At 55.9% G+C, this 25,986-nt stretch carries 25 protein-coding genes; 13 read left to right on the top strand and 12 right to left on the bottom strand.

Annotated features, from left to right (window positions below; genetic code table 11):
• The first annotated feature begins 207 nt into the window (after positions 1-207).
• Together SVU69_00680 and SVU69_00675 are read left to right on the top strand one after the other, a co-directional pair.
• Entirely contained in the window at positions 208-888 is a 681-nt protein-coding gene (locus SVU69_00680) for a rhomboid family intramembrane serine protease (protein ID MDY6941509.1), read from the top strand.
• Positions 889-1,014: 126 nt separating this feature from the next.
• Entirely contained in the window at positions 1,015-1,335 is a 321-nt protein-coding gene (locus tag SVU69_00675; GenBank protein ID MDY6941508.1) for a hypothetical protein, read from the top strand.
• 63 nt (positions 1,336-1,398) lie between these two features.
• Here SVU69_00675 and SVU69_00670 read toward each other — a convergent pair whose 3' ends face one another.
• Positions 1,399-1,962, bottom strand: coding sequence for a DUF99 family protein (locus tag SVU69_00670; GenBank protein ID MDY6941507.1), 564 nt, complete (start codon positions 1,960-1,962; stop codon positions 1,399-1,401).
• Positions 1,963-2,147: 185 nt separating this feature from the next.
• On the opposite strand from SVU69_00670, the gene SVU69_00665 reads away from it, so the two are divergent.
• Positions 2,148-3,896, top strand: a complete 1,749-nt coding sequence (locus SVU69_00665; GenBank protein MDY6941506.1) for a class I adenylate-forming enzyme family protein — start codon at positions 2,148-2,150, stop codon at positions 3,894-3,896.
• A 144-nt stretch (positions 3,897-4,040) separates the two neighbouring features.
• Here SVU69_00665 and SVU69_00660 read toward each other — a convergent pair whose 3' ends face one another.
• Genes SVU69_00660 through SVU69_00640 form a run of 5 tightly spaced genes read right to left on the bottom strand, consistent with a single transcriptional unit; the run spans position 4,041 to position 7,130 of the window.
• On the bottom strand, positions 4,041-4,298 hold the full coding sequence (locus tag SVU69_00660; protein MDY6941505.1) for a hypothetical protein: 258 nt from the start codon (positions 4,296-4,298) through the stop codon (positions 4,041-4,043).
• Between the two features lie 31 nt (positions 4,299-4,329).
• A complete protein-coding gene (gene sfsA, locus SVU69_00655) occupies positions 4,330-5,043 on the bottom strand; it encodes a DNA/RNA nuclease SfsA (GenBank protein ID MDY6941504.1) in 714 nt (237 codons plus the stop codon).
• 14 nt (positions 5,044-5,057) lie between these two features.
• Positions 5,058-5,420: a hypothetical protein gene (locus SVU69_00650; GenBank protein MDY6941503.1), complete on the bottom strand. Its 363-nt coding sequence runs from the start codon at positions 5,418-5,420 to the stop codon at positions 5,058-5,060.
• A gap of 56 nt (positions 5,421-5,476) precedes the next feature.
• Positions 5,477-6,070 (bottom strand): class I SAM-dependent methyltransferase, encoded by a 594-nt coding sequence (locus SVU69_00645; protein ID MDY6941502.1) that lies wholly within the window; start codon positions 6,068-6,070, stop codon positions 5,477-5,479.
• Positions 6,060-7,130, bottom strand: coding sequence for an FAD-binding oxidoreductase (locus SVU69_00640; protein MDY6941501.1), 1,071 nt, complete (start codon positions 7,128-7,130; stop codon positions 6,060-6,062). Before SVU69_00640 ends, SVU69_00645 begins: the two co-directional genes overlap by 11 nt.
• 250 nt (positions 7,131-7,380) lie before the next feature.
• Between SVU69_00640 and SVU69_00635 the strand changes: the two genes are divergently transcribed.
• From SVU69_00635 to SVU69_00615, 5 genes are all read left to right on the top strand, one after another.
• Entirely contained in the window at positions 7,381-8,682 is a 1,302-nt protein-coding gene (locus SVU69_00635; protein ID MDY6941500.1) for a succinylglutamate desuccinylase/aspartoacylase family protein, read from the top strand.
• A 77-nt stretch (positions 8,683-8,759) separates the two neighbouring features.
• A complete protein-coding gene (locus tag SVU69_00630; protein ID MDY6941499.1) occupies positions 8,760-9,539 on the top strand; it encodes a TerC family protein in 780 nt (259 codons plus the stop codon).
• A gap of 56 nt (positions 9,540-9,595) precedes the next feature.
• A complete protein-coding gene (locus SVU69_00625; protein MDY6941498.1) occupies positions 9,596-10,192 on the top strand; it encodes a hypothetical protein in 597 nt (198 codons plus the stop codon).
• A 137-nt stretch (positions 10,193-10,329) separates the two neighbouring features.
• Positions 10,330-11,073, top strand: coding sequence for a CsgG/HfaB family protein (locus SVU69_00620; GenBank protein ID MDY6941497.1), 744 nt, complete (start codon positions 10,330-10,332; stop codon positions 11,071-11,073).
• Positions 11,074-11,620: 547 nt separating this feature from the next.
• Positions 11,621-12,388 (top strand): TIGR01458 family HAD-type hydrolase, encoded by a 768-nt coding sequence (locus SVU69_00615; GenBank protein MDY6941496.1) that lies wholly within the window; start codon positions 11,621-11,623, stop codon positions 12,386-12,388.
• A gap of 435 nt (positions 12,389-12,823) precedes the next feature.
• On the opposite strand, the gene SVU69_00610 is transcribed toward SVU69_00615, so the two are convergent.
• Positions 12,824-13,516 (bottom strand): hypothetical protein, encoded by a 693-nt coding sequence (locus SVU69_00610; GenBank protein ID MDY6941495.1) that lies wholly within the window; start codon positions 13,514-13,516, stop codon positions 12,824-12,826.
• Positions 13,517-14,027: 511 nt separating this feature from the next.
• Here SVU69_00610 and SVU69_00605 point away from each other — a divergent pair.
• The 4 genes from SVU69_00605 (at position 14,028) to SVU69_00590 (ending at position 19,255) form a co-directional block, all read left to right on the top strand.
• Positions 14,028-15,266 carry a macrolide family glycosyltransferase gene (locus SVU69_00605; protein MDY6941494.1) on the top strand — a complete coding sequence of 413 codons (1,239 nt, stop codon included), beginning with the start codon at positions 14,028-14,030 and terminating at the stop codon, positions 15,264-15,266.
• 386 nt (positions 15,267-15,652) lie between these two features.
• Positions 15,653-15,916 (top strand): DUF211 domain-containing protein, encoded by a 264-nt coding sequence (locus SVU69_00600; GenBank protein ID MDY6941493.1) that lies wholly within the window; start codon positions 15,653-15,655, stop codon positions 15,914-15,916.
• Between the two features lie 21 nt (positions 15,917-15,937).
• On the top strand, positions 15,938-16,522 hold the full coding sequence (locus tag SVU69_00595) for a hypothetical protein (protein MDY6941492.1): 585 nt from the start codon (positions 15,938-15,940) through the stop codon (positions 16,520-16,522).
• A 45-nt stretch (positions 16,523-16,567) separates the two neighbouring features.
• Entirely contained in the window at positions 16,568-19,255 is a 2,688-nt protein-coding gene (locus SVU69_00590; GenBank protein MDY6941491.1) for a cation-translocating P-type ATPase, read from the top strand.
• 357 nt (positions 19,256-19,612) lie between these two features.
• Here the strand turns inward: SVU69_00590 and SVU69_00585 are convergent, their stop codons facing one another.
• Complete coding sequence (locus SVU69_00585; GenBank protein ID MDY6941490.1) at positions 19,613-20,017, bottom strand: MAPEG family protein; 405 nt, start codon at positions 20,015-20,017, stop codon at positions 19,613-19,615.
• A gap of 122 nt (positions 20,018-20,139) precedes the next feature.
• Here SVU69_00585 and SVU69_00580 point away from each other — a divergent pair, with 122 nt between their 5' ends.
• Positions 20,140-20,721 carry a hypothetical protein gene (locus SVU69_00580; protein MDY6941489.1) on the top strand — a complete coding sequence of 194 codons (582 nt, stop codon included), beginning with the start codon at positions 20,140-20,142 and terminating at the stop codon, positions 20,719-20,721.
• 41 nt (positions 20,722-20,762) lie between these two features.
• Here SVU69_00580 and SVU69_00575 read toward each other — a convergent pair whose 3' ends face one another.
• The 4 genes from SVU69_00575 to SVU69_00560 form a co-directional block, all read right to left on the bottom strand.
• Complete coding sequence (locus tag SVU69_00575; GenBank protein ID MDY6941488.1) at positions 20,763-21,845, bottom strand: beta-galactosidase; 1,083 nt, start codon at positions 21,843-21,845, stop codon at positions 20,763-20,765.
• Positions 21,846-22,181: 336 nt separating this feature from the next.
• On the bottom strand, positions 22,182-23,318 hold the full coding sequence (locus SVU69_00570; protein MDY6941487.1) for an acyl-CoA dehydrogenase family protein: 1,137 nt from the start codon (positions 23,316-23,318) through the stop codon (positions 22,182-22,184).
• Positions 23,319-23,330: 12 nt separating this feature from the next.
• Entirely contained in the window at positions 23,331-24,512 is a 1,182-nt protein-coding gene (locus SVU69_00565) for an acyl-CoA dehydrogenase family protein (protein MDY6941486.1), read from the bottom strand.
• A gap of 255 nt (positions 24,513-24,767) precedes the next feature.
• Positions 24,768-25,976 (bottom strand): HDOD domain-containing protein, encoded by a 1,209-nt coding sequence (locus SVU69_00560; protein ID MDY6941485.1) that lies wholly within the window; start codon positions 25,974-25,976, stop codon positions 24,768-24,770.
• Between the last annotated feature and the right edge of the window lie 10 nt (positions 25,977-25,986).

Raw genomic sequence — 25,986 nt, 5'->3', positions numbered from 1 at the left:
TCGGGCGTTGGGGCTACGCACGGGCGTACGGCAAATCATACCCCAATTCGCGAAAGCTTGATCGATGAAGTATGGTGGCATGCGCTGTGTGCAAGTATTCAAGGCGCTTTGCCAGCAGAGTGAGGATGACCCACGATCGTCCATGACGGACGCCACAACGCACCCAAAATTCGCCGGAAATCGGCTTATGTGTAGAGAAACCTTCTGATGCAACAGCCAACCAGAATCTCACCGCCTGTCTCTGCATTTTCACCGGTGGTCCGCGCCCTGCTGATCGCCAATGGCGCTGTTTTTGCCTTGCACGCGTTCAGTGGTGATCCCAGTTTGATCGCCTACTTCGCTCTGTGGCCGCTGGATTCTTCAGCGGTGTTGAATACGCCCTCAGGCATCGTGCGCTTACCTGGATTTATCCCATGGCAGCTGGTCACGTACGGATTCCTACATGCTAGCCTGAGTCATTTGTTTTTCAACATGTTTGCGCTGTGGATGTTCGGTACCAATATCGAACGAGCCATCGGTTCGCGCCGGTTTGCGGCCTACTATTTCGTTTGTATCGTTGGGGCGGCGCTGGTGCAGCTGCTGGTCTTATCGCCATTGGTTCAGGGGGAGCCGATCACCCCGCATCCCACAGTCGGCGCCTCGGGCGGCGTGTTCGGAATCCTGCTGGCGTTTGGCATGCTGTTTCCCGAACAGCGGATTTTGTTGTTGATCCCACCCATTCCGATCAAGGCCAAGTGGTTTGTTCTGGGCTATGGCGTTATCGAGTTGTGGTTCGGTGTCACGGGCGCTGCGACCGGGGTGGCTCATTTCGCCCATCTTGGGGGTATGTTGTTTGGCTTTTTACTCCTTCAGTACTGGCGTGGGCGATTTCCTTTTCATAGCCGCTGACTGCCGATATGGTTTGTATAGCCAAAATTACAGTTGTGACATTTTTGTGATGGCGTATCATTTTGATGGGGCGTAACTGCCTCATCCCCAAGTTTTTTACCGACACAACATAGCTGGAGTGTATCCATGGTCAAGATTCTAAAAGGAACTTTACTGGCTGGTGTTCTTCTGGTGGCCCCGTTTGCGGCCCAGGCGGAACTCGAGCCGATGAGCGATATGGAGCTGCAAGCGGTAACCGGTGAAGGTGTGGTTCTAGATATTCTGATCGATCTGTCAGATTTCATTGATATCGATGTCAATGGCGTGGGGCTGGGTAGCTATATCGTCGACAATTTGGAAATCGGTGACAAAGTCGGAACCCTTTCCGACATTGTTTCTTTCAAATCGAAAGCATTGGGATTCATCAGTTGGTACCTCAATGAGATTTCGACTCCCAGTATGCCTTGATTTCGGATCAAGACCGCGTCGAAGGGGGGGGGCCGTTTCTCGGCTCCCCTTTTTTTGTTTGGCTTACGGCCGGTGGCGGTGGCGTCCGCCCGCGGTAATCCCCCGGGCGACGAGATGGGCGGTGCGGATTGGCTCGGGGAGTTTGCCGTGCAGGGCGAAACGCTCCACCAGGGTGGTGGCCTCTTCAAGCGTTAATCCCAGGGTTTGGATGAACACACCGGCGGCGGGTGTCATGGGGGGGAGGCGTTCAATCAGGGCCCATTTTCGTTGACCTCCGGGAACACGCTCGAGTAACGCGGATCGGATCGAGGCCAGGTCCGGTCTTTTCCGCGCCACCACGACGATGGGCAGGCCCAGGGCGCGATGAAGCCGTGCCAGGTCGATGATGTTAAAGCCCGCCAAAGCGATCCCCTGAAGAAATACCGCCTGCAAATGGTCCTGGTAGTGAGAATTCTCGATCATATGGATCAGGGTCGCCGTGGCGTTGATACCATCCCTCCGCACGGTTCCGCTTAACACCCCATCCAATCGGCTCCTCGCATAGACGGTGCCGATCACCCGAACATTTCCTCGATGATTTCGCGCAAACGGCGCATCGTCAAAGCCCACCACATTCGACAATGCCATCGTGCGTTGATCTCCCTTGTTATCGACGGGCATCTCGCCGCGCCGTTGCTACACTTGATGACAGAATATTGAAAAAAGTCCGAATGCGGTTCTTTCGGTGTGTTTCAGCGGTTGGCGCGATGTCCCGTGCAACTGCGGAGGCGGACACGGATGGCCAGGACAAATGACCGATCATGGAGGAGATTATGGCGAATTTTATCGAGGACGCCCTGCGCAGCTGCGTGAAGTACAACCGGGATGGCGAGTTCTTAGTCTATGGGGATCGCCGCGTCACCTGGGGAGAATTGGACGACCGGGCCAACCGCGTGGCATCGGCTTTGGCCAAGTTGGGTATTGGTCAGGGCGACAAAGTGGTCATCATGTTCCACAACTGCCCCCAGTTTTTCGAGTCCAACTACGCGATCCAGAAGCTCGGCGCCATCCCGGTGCCCATGAATTATCGTTTTGCGCCGCGGGAGATCGCCTTTCAGGCCAACCACTCTGAGGCCAAGGCCTTCATTTTGGAGGCGGAGTGGCTGGATCATGTGCAAGCCGCCCGGCCTGATATGCCTCATGTCGAGCATTTCATCCTGTCCAGCGACACGCCCCGGGATGACATGGCGGATTATGAGTCACTGATGGCGGCAGCCAGTGGCGACTTTCCGGTGGGCGAGACCGGCCTCGAGGATGTGTGTGTCCTGTGCTACACGGGTGGTACCACCGGTATGCCCAAGGGCGTGATGCTCACTTATGGCAATCATGTCCGGATGGTCGAGTCCATCGTGAAATCGGTAGTACCCCGACTCGGTGGATTGGAAATCTCGCCGGACATGGAACAGCGCTTGCGCCAAAGCGTGCCGGGTATTGCTGTTTCCCTGGCGAAATCATCCGTCACGCGTTGGGTGTTGGGTCGGCCCTTGCTGCATCGGCTTATGATCGGCGCCGCGTTGCGGGGGATCGGCAGTCCGCTAGCGGTGCGCTTGGCGTCTAGGCGTGCCACCAAAGTGATGATGCCATCGTTTCCCATGTTCCACGACGCCGCTTATCAGCTGTGTATTCTCGGTCCCTTGTTCGGCAACACGACCTTGGTTGTTCCTGATGGGATCAGTTTCGATCCGGAGCAAGTAATGCGGCTGGTGGAACGTGAGCGGCCGGCGCTGTTGGGGAATGTCCCCACGGCCTGGCGTATGTTGGTGGAATACGCCGATATCGACCGCTTCGACAAGAGCTCGGTGATGGCTTGCGCCACGGGCGCCGGCGTTTGCCCGGCGGCGTTAAAACGGCAGATTTTTGAGCGCTTCCCGGGGGTCGTGATTGCCGATGGGTTCGGTCAAACGGAAATGACCCCGGTGACCTCCTTCCGTTTCGATACGAGTCCGGCTTCGTTGAAAGACCATTGTGTCGGCAAACCCATGGTGGAAACACGGATCGTCGACGACAACCATTGCGATGTCGCGCGCGGTGAAATCGGTGAAATCATCTATCGCAGCGGGTCGGTGATGAAGGGCTATTACAACGAGCCCGACAAAACGGCTGAAGCCGTGCGAGAAGGATGGTTGTATAGCGGTGATCTGGGTTACTTCGACGAGGATGGCGATCTTCGAATCGTCGAACGCAAGAAAGAATGTATTTCCAGTGGTGGCGAAAAGATCTTCCCCCATGAGGTGGAAGAAATTTTGCTGGAGCATCCGAAAATCGCCCAGGTATGCGTGATCGGCGTTCCGGACGAGAAGTGGGGGAGTTCCGTGCGGGCTGTGGTGGCTTTGAAGCAGGGCCAGAATTTGACGGCGCCGGAGATTATCGGTTTTTGCGAAGGGAAAATGGCGGGCTACAAGAAGCCCCGATCCGTAGTCTTCGTCGATGAGATGCCCATCAGCCCCGTCGGTAAGGTGCAGCGGCGGCAGGTGAAGGAAAACTATGGCCAATCAGAGGCTGCGGTAGCAGCCGGTTCCTAGCTCGCCCGACCATTCCGTCCGAGGGACGCGCGCAAAGTTCCTTCGATGTGGAGGGTAAAAAAAACCCCTCCACATCGGAGGGGTCAATTCCCAGGTTATAGGCGCCATGGCTGCGCCACTTGTTGTTATTCGGGGCATGCGAACTCAATTATCGTTGTTATTATCTTTTTCTATTCCAAATGACTGCACACGGATTTTTGTAACGCCTTCAATGTTGCAATCCGTGTGCCATGGCGCATGAACGGTCGGATTTCGCGGATAATCGGTTTTATTGCCAGCTGTGTTAAACAGGTCGGCATCGCTTTGTCTATTGAAGCTTACCCGGCCATGCGCCGGGCTGCCGGAACGTGTCACGAAACGCGTCTTAAAGTGACACTGTTTGTCAATAGTAATGATTGGCATTGTTATTACTACTGTAGGTTGGCACGAGGCCTCATCTCTTGGCAAGAACGACGGGCAACGACCCCTTGAACGCAAAGGCCTGCGGTGTGACTTGCGCTTGATACGCCATGATGGTCAAGCCCTCGCTGTGAAGTTTTGCGAGGGTTTCGCTGAAGCTGGGGTCGATTTCCCACGCCGGACGAAACCGTTCCGCGTCCGTTCGTTGTACCAAAAACAACACGGCGGCTTGATCGCCTTGATCTTGGGCTTGTCTCAGCTCCAGTAGATGTTTCTGTCCTCGCCGAGTGATGGCATCGGGAAAACTGACAAAATCTGCATCCGATTTCAGCGTTACGCTTTTGACTTCCAGATAGCATTTTTTGTTGCCGAAAGTGAGCAGAAAGTCGATTCGACTGTTCCCGCCGAGGGGCACTTCCGTTCGGATCTGGTCGAATCCTGCCAGTTCCGGAATATGTCCTTGTCTGAGAGCATGGTGGACGATGGCGTTGGTGCGCAGGGTATTAACGCCGATCCAGCAATGGCCGTTATGGGTCATCTCCAGGGTATAGGGGAGTTTGCGGCGCGGATTGTCACTTCGGCTCAGTTGAACCGGCCAATCTGGTCCGATGCACGTGGTCATGCGGCCGGAGTTGGGGCAATGAGCGGTCACTACGGTTCCGTCGCTTAGTTCAACGTCGGCGAGAAATCGTTTGTAGCGACGAATCAACCGGCCTGCAATCAGAGGCTGATCGAACTTGACGGTCATTATGGGGCGGATGGTCAGTCCTCTTCCCAGTCATCCTCAGCGTGCTCGATCACCAGATAAACCAGCGCGGCGCCGAAAACAAAGGCTGCAGTGAGTCCCAAGGGGTGGTCGAGGATGGTGCCTTCATAACGTGATGGAAGGGGTGGGCTAACAGGCCGCTTTAAAGGCAGACGGAGGGTCGGAAGCTCCGCGCCGTTCGCGTGGGGCCGTGACAGCGTGGTGTTGAGGAAAAACTGGGATCTTAGGCGGTTGTCATCCATCCGGATTTCCATCTGCAGACCCACGGTATCGTCTGCATAAGCGAAGGGAATCGCGGTGGAGAAGATGGCAAGCGCGATGGCGAATGAGGGAATTGTGCCCATGGTCCAGTTTATCATCGTTCTGATCTCCGAATTCGGTGGCGAATCCAGCGTGCCTTGTCGAGGTTGGCGATTCAAGTGCCCGCTTCGCGCACGGCCACTATAAGCAGGCGCGGAGCCCTTTGCGAACGTGCTGGTTCCGGGGTGGAGAGGTAACCCTGAGACGGTAGCTGCTCAATCCATTCCGTCACCGCGAAGGTTTCCTCCATCCCGCCGACGTGCCCCGGGTACGCCACGATGGACAAACGCCCGCCAGGCATCAACAGTTTCGTTGCTCGATCCAGCGCGGCGATGGTGGTTGCGGGGCGGGTGACGACCGACTTGTCGCTTCCGGGGCGGTATCCCAGGTTGAACATGACCGCCCGGATGCGGCCGTGACAGGGCTTGGAAATGTGACGATCCATCTCCGCGTGCGAGGCGTGAATGAGCGATGTCCATGCTAAGCCGCCTGTTGATTCCAGGCGCTCTCGGGTATTTGAGAGCGCTTCCGCTTGAACGTCGAACGCGAAAACGTGACCAGCCGGTCCCACGCGCGCGGCCAAAAAGACCGTGTCGTGGCCGTTGCCGGCGGTGGCGTCAATAGCCAGATCGCCGGTCCGCAATACGTCACCGATGGCTTGGTGGGCGGACAACACCGCGCGGTCGGGGCGTTGTCTTTCAGCGGGCATGGTAGCGGACCACATCGGCCTGAGGCGGTAAGGGGGTATTTGCTGACAAATGATCCGCTAACGCGGTAGCGTACAAGGGCGTTAGCAGCGCACCCCGTGACCCCAAGCCATTGAAGACGGTAAGTTGCGGGTATTCGGGATGACAGCCGATCAGAGGGTATCGATCCGGTGTGCCGGGGCGAATGCCTGCCTCGTGGGCGATGATTCGTACTTGGACTGGTTCACGCAACAGACGCTTGAAACCGGTCACCAGGGATCGCGCGCCGGCATCGGTGGGTTCGGTGTCGATATGTTCGCGGTCATAAGTGGCGCTGATCCGCCATTGGTTGTTGCCCAGCGGTAACAGCGTTTTCTCGCCGATGAGGGTAAGCTTGGGCATTGAGACCTCAGTGACGACGGTTAAGAGTTCGCCTTTGGCGGGCTGAATGGGCAGCCAGTCGAACCAAGGGTTGTTCAATACCCGCCAGCCTTCGCAGAAAATTATGCGCTTGGCACTCAGAGCGTGCCAACGAACGATTTCTCGTTGAAGGTGAAGGGACGAGTACGAGTGCTCTGCGATGCCGGAGACTATTGCCCCGCGCTGTTCGAAGTATTCGGTTAGACCATCCAATAGGGAATCGAGCCGAACACGGGCGCCACCCAGAATTTTGAAACTACCTTCAGGATCGTGCAGCCGATTCTGCTCGCTACCCGGTACTTCCCATGGCCCGAGGAAGTCTTGATAATCTGAGCTCGCGGAGCGGAGTCGGTGGCGTTGGATCTCGGCGGAGTCTTTGCAGATACGTCGGATCTCTATCGGTTCATAGATTGCCCGTCCCAGGGTTCGGCCGAGTTCTCGGTAGCACCTCTCGGCGCTGGCCAGCGTTGGTTTGATATCCGGCCGGGCTGCCAGGCGAGGGCCGGTGACCGGGTTTATCAGGCCGGTAGCGATCCGGGAGGTGGGCGGATGAGACCGGTCGCGGAGGATGCCGACTCCCCAACCACGCCGGTTAAGTTCCCAGGCGATCAGAAGGCCCGCCAATCCGGCGCCGACGATAAGAACATCCAAAGGCTTGGTCATGCAGTCAGCTGATAGTTTGTTGATTGACGTCTCGCGACACAAGGCGATCATGGCCGAGAAAGCGCGTGCGGTTGTGCATCGCCACAGCCAGCCAAGATTAATACCATTCGAATGGGATGTCGCGCCGTGGGCCGGGTTCCGACTGGCCGAGGTCTGTTTGAATAGGCGAACATCGAAATCTATCTTTTTTGCGACTCTGGGGCGCGCTCATAAGGCACTTCGGTTTCGTCAAGCACTGCGCGTCGGACTTATGACGCTGCTTCTCTTCACCGGATGCTACGCGCAGGCAGCCGATGAACCTGCGCTTCCGGCTGAGATCGATCAGGGTGAGAAGCTGCCGCCCGCCGCGCCTGATACCGCGGTATCGACTGATGAATCCCGAGATCCAGCGCCCCTCGAACCACGCGGTACGCCGGATGAGACGCCACTGCCGGTCATGAAGCCGGCACCACCGACGGAACCGGCGGTGGTGCAACTGGAGCCCAGAGAAGAGCGTGCTTCATTCCAGATTTTAGGCGTTCGGATTCGGCCCGGAACCACCCGGCGCGTTGCCTGGTCTGCCAGCCAATCCTTTGCCGGCATGCCGGTATCGACACCGGTGTTGGTCGCCCACGGCACTTCACCCGGGCCAGTGCTCTGTCTTACGGCCGCCATTCACGGTGATGAGCTCAACGGGATTGAGATCGTTCGACAGGTGTTCTTCGAGATCCAGCCGACGGAGCTATCGGGCACGGTCGTTGGGGTGCCGATTGTGAATCTGCACGGCTTTTATCGGGGTTCCCGCTATTTGCCGGATCGCAGCGATCTCAATCGTTTTTTTCCGGGCGATGCCAATGGCAACGCCGGCTCACGCATCGCCCACTCGTTCTTCCAGAAGGTGATCCGTCATTGCGATTTACTCGTCGACTTGCATACCGGCTCTTTCTTTCGGACCAATTTAGTTCAACTGCGAGCGGATCTGAAACATCCCGACGTGCTTGAGTTCATTAAGGATTTCGGGGCGATCACCGTGCTGCAAAGTGATGGTGAACACGGCACACTCCGGCGTGCCGCCAGCGAGGCGGGAATTCCCGCGGTTACGCTGGAGGCTGGGGAGCCCCACCGGTTACAGCAAGAAGAAGTGGCGCTGGGTGTTAAAGCCTTGAAATCGCTGCTTCGAAACCGGCAAATGATTCACAGCTACGCATTTTGGCGCGGGCCTCAGCCGGTGTTCTACGAATCGGTGTGGGTGCGGACCAGTAGCGGCGGAATTCTCATGTCAGCCGTGGCGTTGGGTGACCGTGTCTCCTTGGGCGACACGTTGGGAACCGTTACCGATCCGATTACCAATATGCGCACGGTTATTGAGAGCCCCGTCGCCGGTCGTATCCTCGGCATGGCGGTCAATCAAGTCGTGATGCCGGGGTTTGCCGCATACCGCGTGGGGGTGGAAACAGTGGCGGTTGAAAACATACCTGATACATTCGATGAGGTTTCATCCGATCAGCATGAAGAGCCCGCGCCGCCGTTGGGGGGTGATGGGCCGGTGGAAGTCGAAGAGCGGCCAGAGTAGGCTACTTCGGTCCAATTGCTGGAAATGTTCGCTCGAAACCGGGCATTGGACGGTTTTTGATGTCAGTGGAGTTTTATATGCTCGAATGGCTCGCCGACCCACAAGCCTGGATCGCATTGGTGACCCTCGTTTCTCTCGAGATTGTTCTCGGGATCGACAACATCGTGTTTATTTCGATCCTTGCGGATCGTCTTCCCCCGGAACAACGGCCCAAAGCCCGCCGCATCGGGTTGTTTGTTGCCATGATCTCGCGAATTCTGCTGCTGTTGTCCCTCGCCTGGATTATGCGGCTGACGGCGCCCTGGTTTTCGATCTTCGATGTTGAGCTATCGGGGCGTGATTTGATTCTGATTGCCGGCGGTTTGTTTCTGTTGGCCAAGAGCACCATGGAAATTCACGACAAGTTGGAAGGTGCGGAAGGTGGCGGTGCGGCCGATGCCGCCGTCAGCGGATTTTTTGGCGTGATCATACAGATCGGGATTATGGATATCGTCTTCTCCCTGGATTCGGTCATTACCGCCATCGGAATGGTTGATCAGATTGAGATTATGGTGATTGCCGTGGTCGTGGCGGTTGTGTTCATGCTCATTGCGGTTAATCCGGTCAGCGAGTTCGTGGATCGCCACCCATCCGTCAAGATGTTGGCCTTGAGTTTTTTGCTTATGATTGGCGTCGTGCTTGTGGCGGAGGGGCTCGATTTTCACGTTCCTAAAGGCTATATCTATTTCGCTATGGCGTTTTCCGTGTTCGTCGAGATGATCAACATTCGCGCCCGACGAGCGGCCGGGCCAGTTGAACCCGTGCATTTACGTCAACCCTATTCCAGAGACGGGGCAAGCAACGGGGAGCGCGAATAATCCGGTGTGCATTCGGGTAGCCCGATGCTCCGGACCTATATCAAAGGAGTCTATCCATGAAACAACGACGTCTGCTTAACTGGATCGTCCTCGGACTTTGTCTACTGATGGCTGCGCCGGGCACCAGTTGGGCCCAGTCCAAAGGCAAGATTCTCATCTTGATGGCTGAGCAGAATGTGCAAGGTGAGTACCTCGCTTGGTGGACAGGTCATACCCGAACAGAAGTCGATCTGTCGGTGGTGGAAGGGGTCTTGGCCCAAGGGCTCACTGAGGCGGGGTTTGATGTGATCGATCCCTCCGTATTGGAGGAGCTGCGCGTCGAAAAAGCTTACAAGACCGTATCCCTAGGGGTGGACGAGGCCGTATCCGTCGCCCAAAACTACGGCGCTGATATGGTGCTGTTCGGCCAGGCTGTTGCCAAGGCCACGCCGAGTCAGATTGCCGGTACCCGAATGATGTCCGCTTTCGCCAATATCAGTGCAAAGCTGGTTCGAATCAGTGATCGGAAAGTGCTCGGTTATTTCAGTGCCTCGGGCGATGCCTTGCACATTGACTCCCTCACCGGAGGACGCGAAGCGTTGGAGGAAGGTGGGCAACAGTTGTTGGCAAAGTTTCTCGAGAAAACCGCGCCGAGAGCAGCACCTGGCCCCTGATCGAAGGTGGCGAGCGCGCGGCTGTTGTCGTTTAATCTGTTATACGTGTTTTTACGCGAATCTCCAGCTGGGTCGCATCTTACCGGTTGGATCTTCTAAGATAGCTCCTACGGGCATCTATACTAAGGACGGGAAAAATGAACTGGCTTAGAAATACCAAATCGCTCTTCACTATGTTGGTGGTATCGCTGGCGTTAGCGGGTTGTGCTGCCATGGAGAGTTATACTGAACCCACCGCGAAAACGGTCGAAACCGTCGAAGGCTTGCCGCCCTACAACGGCCCGAAAGCGCGAATCGCCGTGGCGCGATTCAATGTCTCGGCGGCAAACCAAGCCAATCAAGAAATTGGCGACGGTCTGCGCGATATGTTGGTGACCGCTCTCGTCGAATCCAACCGCTTCCGGGTGGTGGAGCGTCAGGATTTGGATGCGGTCATGCAGGAGCAACAGTTATCATCAAGCGGTGCCGTCAGCCAGGAAACGCGTGTGCAGACCGGGCAGATTAGTGGTGCCGATTTGCTGGTGGCGGCCTCAGTGACCGAATTCGAAGGCAAAGCAGGTGGTGCTCGTGGTGGCATCGGCGGTTGGGGCGGTGGTGTTCTCGGCGCTGTCGGTGCCGGAATGAATAGGGCCCACCTCGCCATTGATATCCGTATCATCGATAGTCGGACCACCGACATTCTTTCCGCGAAGAAAGTGGAAGGTGAGGCACGCGATGCCAGTATCGGCTCTTTACTCGGAGGATTTGTAGGTGGCGCCGCAATGGGTGGCGGCCTGCAGATGTATGCCAATACCCCGATGGAAAAAGCCGTTCGGATCTGCATTGGCGAGGCCGTCAAGTATCTGGCGGAGGCGACTCCGCAGGACCAATTCAAGTATTGATAAACGCTCATGCCCCGGCACATTTCGTAGCCCTGGGCAGAACCCGCCGGTCAACCAACCGGCGGGTTCTTTTTTGCGGTGCCGGCTGGCCGATATGCGTCACACTCTGGCTGTCAAATATTGACCCCCGACGTCAGTTTATTGGCGGACTTGGGCGCGGGGAATGTGGAATTAGATCATCTAACAGCGTGGGAGTGGCCGCTAAATTATTTTTTAACACGATGATATTTTTGGATAATTTTTACTCCGGTTGTTCTCTATGCGGAATGTGGCACGCTGTTTGCAAATGTGATGACAAGGCTAGAGTCCCGTGCACAACAAGCGTTTAGCCGAGTAAGAGAAAGAAGAGAGCACATAAACTAAGCACAATATTGTCGAGCAATCATAAAAACCGCTGGTCTTTGACACCACGATAGACAAATAGCTAAGCCCCGAAAGGGGCTTTTCTTTTTCCTTCACCAACCGTTCTTTCATCCCGTCGGGGCAGAGATACAATGGAGTGGCATTTAAGAATCTGCCAGCCCGTGGTCGAGTGGAGGTGGTCGTGATGATACGAGGATGCCTACTGGATCTAAGCGGCGTATTGTACGTCGGCGATTCGCCTATTCCTTCGGCGGCGACCGCCTTGGCTAAGCTTCAAGGGCTGGGTATTCCGGTCCGATACATCACCAACACCAGCCGGAGCCCGCGTGCGCGGATCGCCGAGCGCCTTCGGGCGATGGGATTCGAGATCGACGGCGCGGACATTATCACGGCCCCGATCGCAGTGAGGGCGGAGATCGAGAAGCGAAGTCTCCGGCCCTTTTTATTGATTCACCCGGATCTTGAGTCGGAGTTTACGGGCTTACGGCAAGAACCGCCCAATGCTGTGGTGGTCGGCGATGCCGGAGAATATTTTACCTACGAGCGGATGAACCGTGCGTTTCGTTTGCTGATGGACGGAGCGCCCCTGTTGGCCGTTGGAACAAACCGTTACTTCCGAGAAGCGGCGGGTCTGAGTCTGGATGTCGGACCTTTTGTCGCGGCACTTGAATTTGCCACTGGGACTCAGGCCGAGGTCTTTGGTAAGCCCTCGGCAACGCTTTTTCATTCCGCCTGCGCCGCCATCGGATGCGAGCCGGGAGAGGTCGTGATGGTGGGGGATGATTTGGAGAGCGACGTTTTGGGGGCGTTGGGCGCTGGTTTGCAGGCGATACTTGTTCGAACCGGAAAGTTCCGGCCAGCCGACGCGAGTCAGTTGGTCGATGGGGCAGTATTGCTTGACGATATCTCCGCAGCGGTTGACTGGGTCGCGGAGCGTGCCTGTCAGCTCTGAGTACGTGCATTGACCATCGTTCGGTGTCCGATTGAGGTCAGCGCGCAGACGAAAGGCTGACGAGCCGCGTCACTTATTGCCGTCCGGTATCAACACAATCGTTCTGATTGCCTTTCTGTATCTTCGAGTCGACTCGCGAATAATCCTATATTACTGTTTTTATTATACAAGATATGCGCGTCATTGGGTGTCGAAAAACTGGCACGCGATCTGCAATACCATTCCCGAGACATCACCGAGTCGCTAGCCAAAACGTACCGTGGCATGGGTCTCACCATAACAACAAAGGCCTTCTGACATTCCGTATAATAAAAACCGGCGTCTTTGGGGAGGCGCCGATACAAGGAGTTGACCCCTGATAAACAGGGGTCTTTTTTTGTCCGCTTTTAAGTTTCTACTTCTGACGCTCATAATGATTCGTCAGATTGCTACTCCCTAATGCGTGTGGAAGTAGTTTTCCGAGAGACGGTTGAGCTCACGCATGTAGTGATCGAACAGCCTCGCCAGTTGCTGAAGTACCTTCTCCAAGCCGTAGATTCGGGCCAGCGAATGGTTCGCGGCTTCGGCGTAATAGGCGCGACCAAAGTCGATATAGAATCGGCGATCAATGACCCGTTTGTGAAAACGATGGGTATGGGCGATCCAATCGGGAAACACACTGGTCAGAAACAAGGCGTAGTTACCGATATGGACATGAATTCGGAATCGCTCGTGGGGGGACGACTGCTGGGCTGTTTGGATCATCTGGGTGATGTATTGCTGTCGAGGTGCAATCGCTGACGGGCTGAGCATTCGTTCGGTGTCGATGAATACGGTGAGGGTCTGGGCTAGATAATTCACGATCTTGCGCCGCTCTTTGTCGCGATGATCCGTGAGGGTTTGCCGAAGTAGCACGTTGAAAAACAAAAACGGGGAAACGTTGAGTAACGCCGACTGTTCATCCAGTATGGCGTGGGCCACGAAGTTACTCTCGAGAAGTGTTTCCAGCGTATTGGGGAACTGATCTGCAATCACCGCCGTTTCCGAAGCGTCTGTACGTGATCGCGGAAAGTGGGCCATGAGAAAACCAATATCTCTCGGCGTGAGTGGTTTCAGTGTGGTATTCGCGAAATCGAAGTTCGAAGGCATCTCGTCCCTCCTTCTCAAAACCGCTCGCATTCAATGTCGATTATGCCGCAGCGAGCTCTAATCGCCTCACATTGGGTCGGTGGTAACTGCACGCGTGAAATCCACGTCCGTTCTCGCGGAACCCTCATATCTTAATATCGGTCAAGTAGACGTGCGCCTTGAAAATGCGGGCTGATATATACTGTCAAGGGTTTGATAAAAACAGCCGGGTTGCGCCGATAAGATTCGAGAAAAGGATTGAAGCGTCGGCGTAGGAAATTCACCGTGCGGCGACGGGCGCTTCAGTAAGCGCCCCATGCTTGAAAAATGGTCACATTTGACAGCCACTATAAAGTCGAGTTTTACGAAGCCGACATTCAACATACCGTACATCGTCTCGTCTGGCTCCATTGATCGAGGAGTCAGCAGTGGGCCGTGGGTCCGTTGGCGATGCCATCACAACTGATGGGGGTGCAAGGGGGAGAGCGGTCGCCTTTTGGCGAAAGCAATTCTATAACGCAAGGGTACAGTCATGGGTAAAGCGGTATTTTTTAATCTCCCCGGGGCAGTGGGCCATATCAATCCGAGCTTGGGGTTGGTGTCCGAATTGGTCAAGCGCGGCGAACAGGTGATTTACTACGCCGGTGAGGACAGTCGATCCGCGATTGAATCGCGAGGCGCCGTTTTCCGCAACTATCAACCGTACTTTGATTATCATCACAATGCGCAGGCGGCGGCCGAACTCATTGGTGCGGCGTTTACCCTGTTAGAGCTGGCTGAGGCCTCCGTTGTTGGATTGGCGAAACAGCTGGATGACGATAAGCCGGATTACATCATCTACGATTCGTGTTGCCTTTACGGCAAATATCTGGCGCAACGATTGGGTGTGCCGGGTATATGCATTATTACCACCGTGGTTAGCACCCCCTTGCTGCTGATCGCGGACTTGCCGTTGGGTGCCCATGTGGCGAAAGAGCTGGTGCTGGCGGTTCCGAAGGTGGTGGAAGCTCGTCGGCGTTTGATGGATATGTTGGCCAGTGTGGGGCTTCCCTACCGGAACATTGTCCATCATGCCTTCGATATTTTCGCCAACGAGGGTGATCTCAATATCGTTTTCCTCTCACCGAAGTATCAGCCATTCAGCAACCGTCTCAAGCCAAACTACAAACTGGTCGGCGCATCCATTCCCGAAGGTCGGGATAATGTCGACCTGAATTTGCCGAACACGGTGGGGGAGCGGCTGGTTTATATATCGCTGGGTACTGTTCACAATATGCGCGCCGATTTTTATCGACAATGTCTCAAGGCATTCGAGGGCGCGCCATATCACGTTGTGATGTCTGTGGGCCGAAACACCGACGTGGACGATTTGGGGGAGATTCCCTCCAACTTTACGGTACGTAATCGCGTCCCGCAGCTGGAGGTGCTCAAGCGTGCCGATGCGTTCGTGACCCATGCGGGTATGAATAGCATCAACGAAAGCTTGTATTTCAATGTTCCCATGGTGATGGTGCCCCAGCAAGTGGAGCAGGAATTCAATGCGCGCCGGGTCCGTAAAAATGGTGCCGGCGTTGTTCTTCCCCGTCACAAAGTGAGCGTCAAATCGCTGCGGCAATCCGTCGATGGGCTGCTGCAAGAACCGCAATACGCGAAAAATGCCGAAGCGTTCGGTGAGAGTCTAAGAGCCGCGGGTGGCTATCGCCGGGCAGCAGCTGAGATTCTTGAGTTTGTCGGTGAGAACGACAATAGCAGCCTGCGCAAACTCGCCTAGCGGAGGTACTCGCCGCACCGCGCGACAATGGACGAGAGCGGTCGCGTGATGCGCGGCCGCTCCCAACCCGTCCGTTACCACCGTCGTTCTAATGACGGCGGGTTCGTGCTTGGTACTCGCGGAATGCGCGTAACACTTCTCGTGCGCCATCGCATGGTCATGCAGCGTTCGCGGGTGCGCCGTTCGGGTACTTCTGCGCCCGTATTTCCTCCTTTCCTGCTATCGAATCCTGTTTTGCGACAGGAGGCGACGAGGGAACGCCGACCCGCCGGTCGAACTCTTGCGCCCATCGCTCCCTGGGTATCAGGTCATTGACTTCCGTCACGGGATATCCAATTTCTTCTTTCATAATGGGGTCAGGATGATTGGATGAGGAACATCTCGTAATGCCTGCCATCACTCGTGTTGTATTGGATATTTTAAAACCCCATCATCCCACGTTAGTAGAGTTCGCGGCCGAACTTTCCGAGCACGTTCCCGGCGTGCTGATTCGACTCAACATGGTTGAGATGGATGAGAAAACCGAGACGCTACTGGTCACTGTGGAGGGCCGGGATATTCCCGTGGGTCGCCTGTTCGAGTCGATCGCCCAACTCGGCGGTTCGTTGCACAGTGTCGACGAAGTGGAGGTTGACGGTCGGGAAGGCTAGCCACTTCCCAATCGGTATGAGATGAGCTTGGTTCCCGCTCGATTTCGCTACTGGCTGCGGTTGGCCCGCGCGCAAGGTATCGCACGCCGCTATTTCGTGGTGAATGGATTTGACGGTGCTTTGACCACGTTGGGCGTGCTTATGGGATTTTATGCCGCAGACGAAACGCCGGTGGGCGTTGTTCTCAGCGCGTGTCTCGGCGCCGCGATCGCTTTGGGCATGAGTGGGCTGACTAGCGCCTATATCGCCGAAACATCGGAGCGGCGGCGGGCGTTGATGGAGCTCGAGCGTGCCATGGCGATGGATCTTTCCGGTACTCCACACGGCGATGCCGCCCGAGTGGTCCCCGTTCTAATTTCTTTGATCAACGGTTTAGCGCCTTTTTCGCTGGCCGTCGTAATTATTTCCCCGTTGGCATTGGCGCGCGTGGGGCTGTTGTCCGGAAACGCTGCCATCCCTGCCGCTATTGGGTTGGCGTTTTGCTGTTTGTTCTTGCTCGGTGTGTACCTCGGAAGGGTGAGCGGTCGGTTCTGGTTATGGAGTGGACTACAGACAGTGACGGTAGCGATTTTTACCGCGCTTTTGGTCTACTGGTTTACTTCCTGAGGCTGGCAACGCCCTTTCTCAGTTACCCGGACGGAGAGCTAAGTAATGGTGAGCGAGAAAACGACGAAAAATCATCCTTGGCATACCCGCGGTGTGGAAGCGGTTCAGCAACATTGGCAGGTTGATCCGGCCACCGGATTGCCGAGCGCGAGGGTCGAAGAACGTCTGCAAGAATTCGGCAGCAATGAAATTCGAGAGACCGGCGGCCGCGGGCCCGTCCGGATACTTCTCAGTCAGTTTGCCGACTTCATGATTATGGTGCTGATCGCCGCAGCCGTCGTCTCCGGTCTGGTGGGTGAACCGGAAGACACCATTGCGATCGTCGTCATTGTGTTACTGAACGCCATCATCGGTGCCGCGCAGGAATATCGTGCCGAGCGGGCCGTGGCGGCGCTCAAGCGGCTCGCGGCGCCGGAAGCGAGGGTCATGCGGGATGGTTCATGGCAAACGCTGCCAGCCGTTGGTCTGGTACCCGGAGATATCGTCGAGATGGTTGCGGGCGATGTGGTGCCTGCGGATATTCGTCTTTTCGAGTCGGGAGATCTGGAAGTTGATGAATCGGCCCTGACTGGCGAATCCCAGACTGTCGGAAAGCGAGTAGAGACACTGTCGACAGCGGACTTACCCGTCGGCGATCGACGCAATATGACCTACAAGGGCACCGTCGTGACCCGCGGTCGGGCTCGGGGTTTGGTCGTTGCCACGGCGATGCAGACCGAACTGGGGCGGGTGGCCACGTTGTTGGGCGGGGCTGCTGGCGGACGCACGCCGTTGCAACAGCGTCTCGCGGTATTCGGACGCCGGCTGGCCATTGCCGTGCTGGGTATTTGCGTGGTGATTTTCGTCACCGGAGTTTTACGGGGGGAGTCGGCGACGCTCATGTTTTTAACGGCGGTCAGTCTTGCGGTGGCCGCCATTCCGGAAGCGCTGCCTGCGGTGGTCACTGTCGCGCTGGCATTCGGTGCGGCCAAAATGGTTCGCCGTCAGGCGCTGGTTCGTCGCTTGCCGGCGGTCGAGACACTCGGCTCTGTGACCTACATTTGTGCGGACAAGACCGGCACCCTCACCGAGAATCGCATGCGCACCGAGATGCTCTGGTCGGAAGGTGAGCAACGCGGTGAGTTGCCGGAATCGGTCGCTGACGTTGGCCGGTGGACGCATTTCGGCCGAGCGATGGCGCTTAACAGCGAAATCGAGGCCGGGCAGTCCGGTGAGATCGTCGGTGATCCTACCGAGGTTGCGCTATTCGAAGCCGCCAAACTCGCCCACTATGACAAGGCGGCGTTGTTGGAAATGTTCCCCCAGGTTGCCGTTTTGGCCTTCGATTCTGATCGGCAAATGATGACCACGATCCATCGCGTTGACGATCACTTTGTGGCCTACACTAAAGGGGCCCCGGAACAGATCGTTGGACGTTGTCGCGATCGCCTGGCGGATTCCGGGCCGCAACCACTGGACGCTGAAGGTATCCTCGCCCAGGCCGAGTCGATGGCCGACCAAGGATATCGGGTGTTGGCGTACGCGCAGCGTTTGTTCAATGATCAGCCGAGCGAGTTGATCTCCGAATCTGTGGAAGGCCAGTTGAGTTTTCTGGGGCTGGTCGGCTTGATTGATCCGCCACGCGAAGGTGTGGCGCAGGCCGTTCAGGATTGCCTGACGGCGGGTATCACACCGGTCATGATCACCGGGGATCATCCGGGGACGGCTCGGGCGATCGCGCATCGTTTGGGGATTATGGATCACGACGGCGAGGTCATGACGGGCGCGGAGCTGGCCAAGTTGACGCCTGAAGAATTCACCCAACGGGTGACGCACGTTCAAGTGTACGCGCGCATGTCGCCGGAGCAAAAAATCGCCATCGTCGATGCGTTGGAGTCGCAAGGCGAGTATGTCGCTATGACCGGTGACGGGGTCAATGACGCCCCCGCGCTCAAGCGCGCGGCAATCGGTGTAGCCATGGGCCAGAAAGGTACGGATGTGGCGCGTGAAGCGGCCGAGATGGTGTTGCTCGACGACAACTTTACAACCATCGTGACGGCCGTTCGGGAGGGTCGTCGGATATTTGACAACATCCGAAAATTCATCAAATACACGATGACCAGCAACTCCGGTGAAATTTGGACGCTGTTCCTGGCACCGTTTTTGGGCTTACCGATTCCCTTGTTACCGATTCAGATTTTATGGATCAACCTGGTAACCGACGGTTTGCCCGGATTGGCGCTGGCTGCGGAGCCGCAGGAGCGGGGAATTATGAGGCGGCCGCCGAGATCACCTAACGAAACTGTCTTCGCCTATGGCATTTGGCAGCACATCATCTGGGTCGGCTTGCTTATTGGTGTTCTATCGATCGGTTCTCAGGCCTGGGCATATCACAGTGGGTCGCCGCAATGGCAAACGGTGGTGTTCACTGTCTTGACGTTTTCCCAATTGGTACACGTTTTGGTGATCCGTTCGGAGCGAGATTCGTTAATCACTTTGGGATTATTCTCAAATCCGTCCCTGCTGGGTGCCGTGTTGCTCACGGTGGGCTTGCAGCTATCCGTGATTTATATTCCGGCCTTGAACGAAATTTTCCATACGGCACCGTTAACGCTCACGGAACTGGCGGTGTGTTTCACTTTGCCATTGGTCATTTTCGTTGCCGTGGAGGCGGAAAAATGGTTTGTCCGGAATAAGGGCCTATATCGGATTGTGAGTCGCGAGGAGCGCCAAGCCGATGCCGTCACTTGTTGACGCTCAGCGTCACCGAGTTGACGCAACGGGTGGTCAGTTTGGCTCGATGAAAGTTGTCGGAATCGAATGTTCATAGACGAGGGTTTTTAAAATCAACCTCATAGCTGAATTCTGTGCTGAAATTGAACTTTGGTACGCATTGTGCATCTACTTAAGTTGTGAAGACATCGTAATGAGACAGCATACTCCGTTCACGAAGCAAAGCACGAGCACCCATAATGCAATAAAGCTCTGTCGGATGACCCCCTGTTGATAGGCGTGATTCCCAGCTTGCAGATTCAGTTAGGCCCCTTGCCCAGGGGCCTTTCTTATTTTGCTTGATCGTTTTTTGGTACCAGTGCGTTGTCAGGTGGGGCGTCAGAAAGCCAGTTGGAAGATCATCCATCCTTGAAGCGCGATCTGAACGAGAAGCAAAGTGCCGCGAATCATCACCATCGGTAGTGCCGTCGATATCAAGTGAACGACCGATTGAGCAATTCGTGCATACAGTACCCACATGGCCAGTTGGTCGGTGACCGCCAGTTGATCGCTGAGGTAAGCTGCGACGATGATCGCAATGAAGGGCCCAATGTTCTCCACACAGTTTAAGTGGGCGCGGGTGACACGATGCCCGAACCCCGGTACGTCTTCGCCACCAGGTGAAAATTCGTTAACTTGTTTTTCGGTGCGCTGAGAGATGACGGTTCTCATAACAACGACAAGAACCAGTAAGAGCAGCATCCAGCCCGCGTATCCGAGTATGGCGGTAGCCGAAGCAGTCATTTCCCGTCTCCTTCTGGTTAATTAAGAATTTGAAGATATAACCGAGCGCCAGAAGTGTAGTCCAAAGTCGCTCACCGGGGAAACGACGGTTCTTGGTTGTGGGCAAGGTTCTGGGAATTTGGGTGAGAAGCCGTGGCATACTGGAGTCGCTCTGCCACCATGCCATGCAATTATTGGGGGATCATGATTTGCGCGCTTGGGTAATGGTGTTCCTGACACCGTTGGTATTTGCGGCGGCGTTGGCTGGCGACTTGTTCTTGTTGGCTCATCGTTTTCCATCGTTGATCGGATTGAGCCGCCTGCGAATCGATGTGGTTTTTTTCGGCGCCACGATTTCCGGCCCGGCACTCGGGTTGGTCACATCTTTTCTCACCCCGGCGGTGGTTGTAGCAGTTTTGGTGGCGATTTGGTCGCCCCCGCCAGTCGGCCCCCATCGCAGTCGATTCACTCGGGCGATAGCTTGCCTGCTGTGGTTTGGGGTTTTACCTTTGTTTTATTTGATAGGCGATTGGATTTTCTTTGCCTTGTCTAGATGGCTTCCCGTTTCGGTGCTTGAAATGGCAGTTCGCTTTGGTGTGGGGATTGACTTGAGTGTCATGGGGCATCGACTCGTCACCGCGGAAGGACATCTCCTATCCCTAGTCGCACTACTCGGCGGTGTTGCGCTCTACCTAGGGGCCGGCGTGTACCGGGAAACACGATAGTTTCCGATACCGGATTGCTAGACTAGGCTGGTCTGGGCGTGTTAATTCCAGGTTAGCGCCTCTCGCGCGCGATGGTTTTCAATGACCGATCCGTAGCGATACCAACCGGGCTTGGGTTCTCGCTCGGCCGTGAGTAAGCCGAAGAATCGCTCCCGACCAGTTTCCTCTGGACTGTCCAGCAGTTGGTAGAAGAAGATTCCTTTAGCACCGGCGCGAATCGTGGCGCGGGTCATCGCTTCGATGTATTCGGCTTGCGCGTGAACGTTCCAGTCGCCGCCCTCGGTATGAAAACCCGTTTCGAGAATAATGACCTCGCGGCCGCCGCTGGCTTGTTGAGCGCGCTCGATTTGACCGATGACGTTCTTAGCCAAACCGGGTTCGGGGATGAAGCCAGCCGGATAAGTGTGGACGCCGACCGTGTCATAATCGATGAGTTGCGACATCCGCTCAATGGATCGTTCGTAGTTCGTCAACGGCGTTACGCTGATCACGATTTCTGCTGTCGGGTCGAGCGCCCGCACGGTTTCCGACAGCGTCACCATGATTTGATCGATATGACTTGGTAACCAAATACCGTTTCGCCAGCCGATCACGGTATGGACGTTGGGGATGTTGAGTTCGTTCTCCAGCGACCATGATTTGATGTGATCCCGGTAACGGCTCACGGTGGCTTCGGTGTAATCCTTTAGTTCACTGATGTACGCCCCGGGTTCCAGGGTGCGGGTCCAGGCCGGGGCTATGGGGCGATTGCCGTTGTAGCCGGAGCCAAGCTTCGCCATGACCTCGATGCCATGTCGTTCGGCTTCCGCCACGATCATGTCGAAATATGAGAAGTCATAACCGCCGTTTTGAATCGGCTCGATTTTTGCCCAGGCGAAATCCACGCTGAGCCATCCAATGCCGTTGGCGGCAATCAGGGCGAAATCTTCGGGACGCAAGTCGTAGCTGGGAAACGCGACATGATAGGCGACCAAACCCCATCGGAAGTCAGCGGGGGCTTGCGGGGTCGGCGATACGGTGTGTTCTGCGCGCAGGCAACATCCCATCGAATCGGTTCGTTCGATGCCGTCAGATAGCTCATCGTGCTGGGCAGCAATGACGATCCCGGAAAGTATCAAACCCATGACCAGAACACGTATGCGGATTCGATTGAGCACTTTCGTTTTGACCATATCTGTGGAGGGCAATCGGAAGGCTGCGACGAGAACTTGATATGCCCACTTATCTAAGATCGGCGGCCGGGGGACCTTCTTGAGTAGAAAGCCTAGAGACAATCGTTGGTTTTATTGTGACACAAAGTTCGCAAACTTAACGGGGCGGAAGAAAGATCGACCCACTCGTCAGGTAAGCGTGTTCGCTGCTTTGAATAGTGTCTATCGTATTCGGCGGCCAGCTCAACGGCCGACTGGCTAAAAAACGGGCGTGGGCTGATATCCCCACGCCCGTCTATCGATTCACGCTTATTCGCTAAGATCAGCGAAGCGTTGCAGATGATGGTCCGTGCTACCGAACAGTTGGCCGAACATGGTTAAGCGCCGGAAATAGTGACCAATATCCAGCTCTTCTGTCATACCCACGCCACCGTGGATTTGGACGGATTGCTGAGCGACGAAACGCGCTTTGTCTCCCATATAGGCCTTTGCGGCGGACACGGCTTTCTTGCGCTCGACGGGATCGTTACTTGCCGCGCGCATGGCTACCATGTAACTGATGGATCGGCTCATCTCCACGGCCGAGAACATGTCGACCAACCGGTGCTGGAGTACTTGGAACGAACCGATGGGCACACCGAACTGTTTGCGGGTTTTGACGTATTCCAGCGTTTTCTGGTAGGCCGACTGCATGGCGCCCAGAGCCTCTGCGCAAGCCGCAGCGGTTCCCATGTCGACAACGGCCTCCAGTACGGATAAGCCTTGGCCTTCCGTGCCCAACAAGGCGCCACTGTCGACCTGCACTCCCTCGAGACGGACGTTCCCGCCACAAGATCCGTCCATGGTTTTGTAGGGTGTGACCGACACACCGGTGGCCTTGGCATCGATCAGAAACAGCGAGATACCGTCTTCACTCAAGGGGCTACCACTGGTTCGGGCGCTGACGATGAACTTGTCGGCCCAGGGGGCCGCCAACACCACGCTCTTTCCGCCGGTGATGGTGTAACCGTTGCCCGTTTTCTCGGCTTTGGCGTTCACGTCGGCCAGATTGTAGCGGCTGCCTTCTTCGTGGTAGGCCAACGCAAGAATCAGCTCGCCGGCAATCAATTGAGGCAATAGCGCTTGCTTTTGTTCGGCTGTTCCAGCCAAGTTGATGGCGTTTCCGCCCAGGACCGCCGTACTCAAGTAGGGCTCCACCACCATGGCGCTGCCGAAGGGTTCCATGACTTGCATGGTTTCGATCATGCTGCCATCGAAGCCGCCATACTCTTCAGGCAGGGCGACACCCAGCCATCCGAACTCAGCAAACTGCTGCCAGATGTCTCGGCTGAAACCGTCTTTGGAGTCGACGATCTTTCGGCGAGCATCGAACGCATAATCATTGCGGACGAATTTTTCGACCGCATCACGAATCATTTTCTGTTCGTCGGAGAGATTAAAATCCATCGCAAAGCATCCTTACTTGAAGTTCAGGCCGAGCATCATTTTGGCGAGCACGTTTTTTTGCACCTCGTCGCTGCCACCATAGATCGTGGCAGCTCGTGAGAAGCAATAGCGCTGCATGGTGTGGGCCAGTTCCTCGGGTCCGACTTTGCTGTCGGTCTGCCATGGCCACGCGTAGTGACCGGAGATATCGACGCCGAGTTCGGCCAGATTCTGTTGGATTTCCGTGCCGGAGAGTTTTAACAGGGATGATTCCGGGCCGGGTGCTTTGCCTGCCGCTGTTGCGGCCAGGGTACGAAAGTTCGTGTATTCCAAAGCCAGTAGATCGATCTCCGCTTTGGCTAATTTAATCTGCATTTGCGGATCTTCGATCAGCGGCTGACCGTTACTGGTGTTTTTCCGGGCCATGGCGCGGAGATTGGAGAGATGGACCTTGGAGTCGGCAACACCGGCGATAGTCGTGCGCTCGTGGGTCAGGAGGTATTTGGCGATCGTCCAACCTTGACCCTCTTTGCCCACCAAATTTTCCTTTGGAACTCGGACGTCTTCAAAGAACGTCTGGTTCAGGTGGTGTTCGCCGTCAATGGAGATGATGGGCTGGACTTCCAGTCCAGGGGTGTCCATGTCGATCAGCAAGAACGAGATACCTTCCTGCTTTTTGCCTTCTGTGCTGGTGCGGACCAGGCAGAACATCCTATTGGCCCAGTGTCCATAGGTCGTCCAGATCTTGGAACCGTTGACCACATAGTGGTCGCCGTCCAGAACCGCGGATGTTTTGAGGCTTGCCAGGTCTGATCCCGCGCCCGGCTCGGAATAGCCTTGGCACCACCAATCGTCACAGGTGCGAATCCGGGGCAGGTAGGTTTCCTTTTGTTCTTTGGTACCGAAAGCCATCAGCACGGGTCCCAACATCACGATACCCATCGACAGGCCGATCGGTGCGTTGGCGCGTGCCCGCTCTGAGTCAAATATATAACGTTGGGTGGCGGTCCAGCCCGGGCCGCCGTATTGTTCCGGCCATCCCGTGACCAGCCAGCCTTTCTCGTTGAGAGTGCGCTGCCACGCGACGATTTCGTCTTTGGTCAGCATCACGCCGGTTTCGGTTTTGTGTTTCAGTTCCGGTGGCGTGTTTTCTGCGAACCACGTCCGAACTTCTTGTTGGAACTCCAACTCCTCTTGGGAATAGTCGATGTTCATGAATCTCCTCGCTATTCAGGCATGCCGATGGATCAGAAAGACGAAGAAGAATATCACAATGGAATGGGCGCATGCTGCCCCATAATCCAGCGATATCGGCAAGGCCGAGGGCTTCATGATTCGGCTTACGGTGAGGCCAGCGGCGTTGGGGTAGTCGGCGAGCGTTCGTCGTGTTCGAACCGGAACGGTTGCGAGTTTAGGAAATGTTTATCCGAAGGAAGTTGCGGTCAACCGTCTGGGGTGAAAGCCAAAGTGTCACAATGCCCTAACGACGCGAAGGGCATCGTCAGCCCAACCGACGGCAGCGGTGTATGAACGGGTGACGGATTCGGGATCGATTTCTTCGTAGGTGTCGCCATCCCAGCCACCGCGTTCGTGATCGACCACGCACTGCAAGACATGGCCAATGGGGCCTTCACGATTGAGTAAGGCCTTTTGAACGCCTTCGCTTAGCGGAAGTGACTCGAGAATCTTCAGCATCGGCACGCCGAGCAAAGTATCGAGCGCGGAGAACAGTCCTGCCAGAAAATACTTTTGCGGTTCCGCGTCGCCCATAGTACCGGCCAGTGTCTCGCACATCTTGGCCCGTACCAGCGAAAGCCGCATCAGTTCCACCGGCTGGTCTTCAACGCCGGACATGATGATCAGACTCACCCATGTTTTCAGCGGTTTGAGTCCCAAGTAGACGATTGCTTGACGAATGGATTCAAACTCTCGCGGGAGCCCGAAGAACGCGGAGTTGATGTATTTCAGTAACTTGACGCTGAGCGCGACGTCGTGGCTGATAATTTCTTCCAACTCGTCGACCGACACCCCGGGATCCTGCACCTTCGCCAACAGTTGCATGGTGTTGATCTGGTTGGGAGCGAGTTTACGGGCGGCTACAACCGTTGGATGGGCGAAGAAGAAGCCTTGGAAATAGTCGAAGCCCAGCTCGCGAAAGAGCCGAAAGTCTCTTTTGCTCTCTACCTTCTTCGCCGCCACCTTGAGGGGAAGGCGGCGTAAAATTCGATACTGAGCTACGGTCCCTTCGCGCCCGAGTTGCTGAACATCCAGCTTCACGATATCCACCAACTTCAAAATGGCGTCCAGTGAAGGGCTGTACTCAAATCCATCCAGTGTGATCGTAAAGCCCTTGGACTTCAGTCCTCTGACCGCATCCAACAGCTCTTTATCAAAGGTCATGTCATAGGCGATTTCGAGACCGATGCGCTTGGCGTCCAGGGGCACAGGCCATTTGCCAAGGATGTAGTTGCGGCTCAGATTAATGAACGCTTGGCGGTTGTTGGTGAGGTTTTCCAGGCCGATTTCCACCATCGCGGTGTTCAGCAGCTCAGCGGTTGCCTCGTCGTCATCGTCAATCACGGCGGTGTCAGCCACCATATGACGGTACAAGAGCTCGTAATAGAGCACGTTCAGTTGGCTGTCGAATATCGGTTGTCGGGCGAGATAGGCTTGGCTCATCGTTATACTT

Source organism: Pseudomonadota bacterium (assembly GCA_034189865.1).
GTDB lineage: Bacteria > Pseudomonadota > Gammaproteobacteria > UBA5335 > UBA5335 > JAXHTV01.
The sequence above is the reverse complement of the archived record's forward strand: the minus strand, read 5'-3'. Positions and strand labels throughout refer to the sequence as shown.